The sequence below is a fragment of the Streptomyces sp. S.PB5 genome, from assembly GCF_030403745.1.
Classification (GTDB): Bacteria; Actinomycetota; Actinomycetes; order Streptomycetales; family Streptomycetaceae; genus Streptomyces.
Genome location: NZ_JAQMWP010000053.1, coordinates 1 through 4,055, shown reverse-complemented (window position 1 = coordinate 4,055; position 4,055 = coordinate 1). Strand labels below are relative to the sequence as shown.

At 70.7% G+C, this 4,055-nt stretch carries 3 protein-coding genes; all 3 read right to left on the bottom strand.

Features of this window, described 5'->3' with window-relative positions; all coding sequences use genetic code 11:
• Window positions 1-87 precede the first annotated feature (87 nt).
• Window positions 88-1,644, bottom strand: a complete 1,557-nt coding sequence (locus tag PH203_RS49475) for an aldehyde dehydrogenase family protein (RefSeq protein WP_289929519.1) — start codon at window positions 1,642-1,644, stop codon at window positions 88-90.
• 200 nt (window positions 1,645-1,844) lie between these two features.
• The gene (gene sucD, locus PH203_RS49470; protein ID WP_289929518.1) at window positions 1,845-2,729 is read right to left on the bottom strand and encodes a succinate--CoA ligase subunit alpha; all 885 of its coding nucleotides are present in this window, start codon (window positions 2,727-2,729) and stop codon (window positions 1,845-1,847) included.
• Window positions 2,730-2,740: 11 nt separating this feature from the next.
• Window positions 2,741-3,871, bottom strand: a complete 1,131-nt coding sequence (gene sucC, locus PH203_RS49465) for an ADP-forming succinate--CoA ligase subunit beta (protein WP_289929516.1) — start codon at window positions 3,869-3,871, stop codon at window positions 2,741-2,743.
• Between the last annotated feature and the right edge of the window lie 184 nt (window positions 3,872-4,055).

The following is a 4,055-nucleotide window of genomic DNA, read 5'->3' as shown; positions in this document are numbered from 1 at the left end:
GCTCTCCACCTCATTTGTGTACGTCGACGTCGGTACGCGAGGTGCCGGGGGCGGCGCCCGGCCAAGGGCACCGCCCCCGGCCGCCGCTCACGGCATGAGCTGGTACTCGGGGAAGTTGCCGGGCAGCCGCTCCCCCGCCGGCCCCTGTGTCACGGCGCGGATCAGCAGCTCGCCGCCGACGAACGCGCCGCGCCAGGACGCGCCGAACCCGCCGAACAGCTCGTCGCGGTCGCCCCGCGAACGCGGCTTGCCGTGACCGACCTTGAACGCGCGGATCTGCGGCGCGAGTCGGTCGAAGGTGGAGCGGTCGTCCGTGGAGAGGCTGGCCACCAGGGCGCCGTTGGAGGCGTTCATCGCGGCGAGCAGTTCCGCCTCCGTGTCGACCAGGACGATGGTGTCGACCGGGCCGAAGGGTTCCGCGTGGTGCAGCGGGGAGGAGGGCGGCGGGTTGAGGAGGGTGACGGGCTGGACGTACGCCGAGGTGTCCTGGCCGGGCAGGAAGCGGGCGTCCGTGGCGCGGGCGCGGTGCAGCGGGACGGCGCCGCGGGCGATGGCCTCGGCGACCTGGTCGTGCAGCTCCTTCGCCTTGGCCGCGTTGATCACCGGCCCGAAGTCCAGCGCCGGGTAGGGGTCGTCGGGGCGGGCGACGGCGAGCGGGTGGCCGACCTCGAGGGTGCGCACCGCAGGGAGGTACGCCGCCAGGAAGTCGTCGAACAGCTCGCGCTGGACGACGAAGCGCGGGTACGCGGTGCAGCGCTGCTTGCCGTAGTCGAAGAGCTTCGGAATGACGGCCGTGAGGGCGTCCCAGTCCGAGTAGTTCCAGATGCCCCAGGTGTTGAGCCCTTCCTGTTCGAGAACATGACGCTTGCCGAGGTCGGCGACGGCCGTGGCCACGGCGGCGCCGGTGTCGCGGCCGCCGACGAAGGAGACACAGCCGATCTCGGGCGCCCGCACCAGGGCCTCGGACAGCTCTCCCCCGCTGCCGCTGACCAGGGTGACGGGTATCCCCTCGCGGGCGGCGAGCGCGCAGGCCAGGGTCAGACAGGCGACACCGCCGTCGGTCGGGGTCTTGGCGATGACCGCGTTGCCCGCCAGGGCCTGTACCAGCATCGCGTGGACGAGCACGCTCATCGGATAGTTCCAGCTGGCGATGTTGGACACCGGACCGTCCAGCGGCGACCGACCGTCGACCATCGTCTGTATACCGTCGACATACCACCGCACACCGTCGATCGCCCGGTCGACATCCGCCTGCGCGAGCCGCCACGGCTTGCCGATCTCCCAGACGAGCAGGAGTGCGAGGAGTTCGCGGTGCTGGGCGAGGGCGTCGAGGGTGGCCGCGACCCGGGCCCGCCGTTCGTCCAGCGGGATGTGCCGCCAGCCGCGGTGCTGGTCGAGGGAGGCGCGTACGGCCTGGTGGGCGGCGTCGCGGTCCAGGCGCGGCGGGCCGGCGATCGGGGTGCCGTCGACGGGGCTGGTGGCGGGCAGGGCCCGGCCGTCCGCCCGCCACTCGGCGTTCCAGAGGTTGAGGACGCGGTCGTCGCGGAACGCTTCGGGGGCGACGGCGAGGCAGCGCTGCCATGCGTCCTCCCAGGCGGTGCCGGACTTCACCACGAGGGGTGTGGAGTTGAGGGTGGTCGTCATTCGATGTCTCCGCTCTCGGTGCACAGTCGGGGGCGGGGGGTGCCTGGAGTCCGCGGAGGGCGGAGTGCAGGCCCGTGCGACACGTGGTCGCGTGGCGATGAAGGAGATGGAGGGGGTGGAGAGGATGGAGGAGATGGTGGTACGCGGCGGCGCCGGACGGTCCGGCGGTCAGCGCCCGTGCCTCTCCACCTTGGGTGGTTTCAGGACTGGTTTTCCAGCAGGGTGAGCACAAGCCGGGCCGTCTCGGTCGGGGTGTTTCCGACCTTGACACCGACTGCTTCCAGCGCGGCCTTCTTCGCCTGCGCGGTGCCCGAGGAGCCGGAGACGATGGCGCCCGCGTGCCCCATGGTTCTGCCCTCGGGCGCGGTGAATCCGGCGATGTAGCCGACGACGGGCTTGCTGACGTGCTGTTCGATGTAGGCGGCCGCGCGTTCCTCGGCGTCGCCGCCGATCTCCCCTATGAGGACGACGAGTTCGGTGTCGGGGTCGTCCTGGAAGGCGGCCAGGCAGTCGATGTGGGTGGTGCCGACGACGGGGTCGCCGCCGATGCCGACACAGGTGGTGAAGCCGATGTCGCGCAGCTCGTACATGAGTTGGTAGGTGAGCGTGCCCGACTTGGAGACCAGGCCGATGCGTCCGGGTTTGGCGATGTCGGCCGGGATGATGCCCGCGTTGGACTGGCCGGGGGTGATCAGACCGGGGCAGTTGGGTCCGATGATCCGGGTGCCCTTCTCCTTCGCGTACGCGGTGAAGGCGACGGAGTCGTGGACGGGGATGCCCTCGGTGATGACGACGGCGAGTCCGATGCCGGCGTCGGCGGCCTCGACGACCGCCGCTTTGGCGAAGGCGGGCGGGACGAACACGACGGTGGCGTCGGCGCCGGTCGCCCGGATACCGTCGGCGACCGATCCGAAGACCGGCACCGCGCGGTCGTCGAAGTCGACGGTGCGGCCCGCCTTGCGCGGGTTCACACCGCCGACCACGTTCGTGCCGGCCGCGAGCATACGGCGGGTGTGCTTCATGCCCTCGCCGCCGGTCATGCCCTGGACGAGGACCTTGCTCTCCTTGGTGAGGTAGATCGCCATGTGCCGTCTCCTCAAGAGGTGTTGGCGAGTTGGGCGGAGCGGCGGGCGGCGCCGTCCATGGTGGTGACCTGCTGGACCAGCGGATGGGCGTACGCGTCGAGGACGGCACGGCCACGGGCGGCGTTGTTGCCGTCGAGGCGCACCACGAGCGGCTTGGTCAACCGGACTGTGTCCAGGGCCTGCACGATGCCGTCGGCGACCGCGTCGCACGCCGTGATCCCGCCGAAGACATTGACGAACACCGACTTCACGGCCGGGTCGGAGAGGATGACGGCCAGCCCGTCGGCCATGACCTGGGCAGACGCGCCGCCGCCGATATCGAGGAAGTTGGCCGGACGGGCCCCGCAGCCGGCGACCACGTCGAGGGTCGACATGACCAGGCCGGCGCCGTTGCCGATGATGCCGACCTCGCCGTCCAGCTTCACGTAGTTGAGGCCCCGAGCGGCGGCGGCCGCCTCCAGCGAGTCGTCGTACTCCTCTTCCTCGTCGCCCCAACGGGCCTGCCGGAAGCGGGCGTTGTCGTCGAGCGTGACCTTGCCGTCCAGGGCGAGGATCTGGCCCTGCCGGGTCCGGACGAGCGGATTGACCTCGACGAGGAGCGCGTCCTCGCGGACCAGCACCTGCCACAGCCGTACGAGTACGTCGACGGTCTGCGGCGGAAGCCCAGCGGCCTCGGCGATCTCCTGCGCCTTGGCGGAGGTGACTCCCACGGCCGGGTCGACGGGGATGCGCGAGACCGCTTCGGGCCGCGCTGCGGCGACCTCCTCGATCTCCGTGCCGCCCTCGGCGGAGGCGATGGCGAGGAATCGACCCGCGGCACGGTCGAGGACGTACGAGATGTAGAACTCGGCCTCGATGTCGACGGGTCGGGCCAGCATGACCTTGCCGACCGTGTGCCCCTTGATGTTCATGCCGAGGATCTGACGTGCCGTGAGTTCCGCGGCGGCCGGGTCCTCGGCCAGCCGCACTCCGCCCGCCTTGCCCCGTCCACCCGTCTTGACCTGCGCCTTGACCACGACCCGGCCGCCGAGCCTGCGGGCCGACTCGCGTGCCCCCTCGGGGGAGTCGGTGACCTCCGCCCTCGGTACCGGGATGCCGTGTTCCTCGAAGAGCCCGCGGGCCTGGTGCTCGTACAGGTCCATGATTCGGCTCCCGTCTCGGAAGTGTCGCGTCTGAAAAGTGGTGCACGACCCCTGGACATCACCCAGCTGATGCGGGATAACAATCTTCATACAGTATTCGTCGACTGTATGCAATCTACCGGACACGACCCGGGATCGGCGCCGCCAGACCGCTCATGGCAACGGACAAGCGAGGTGACCTGTG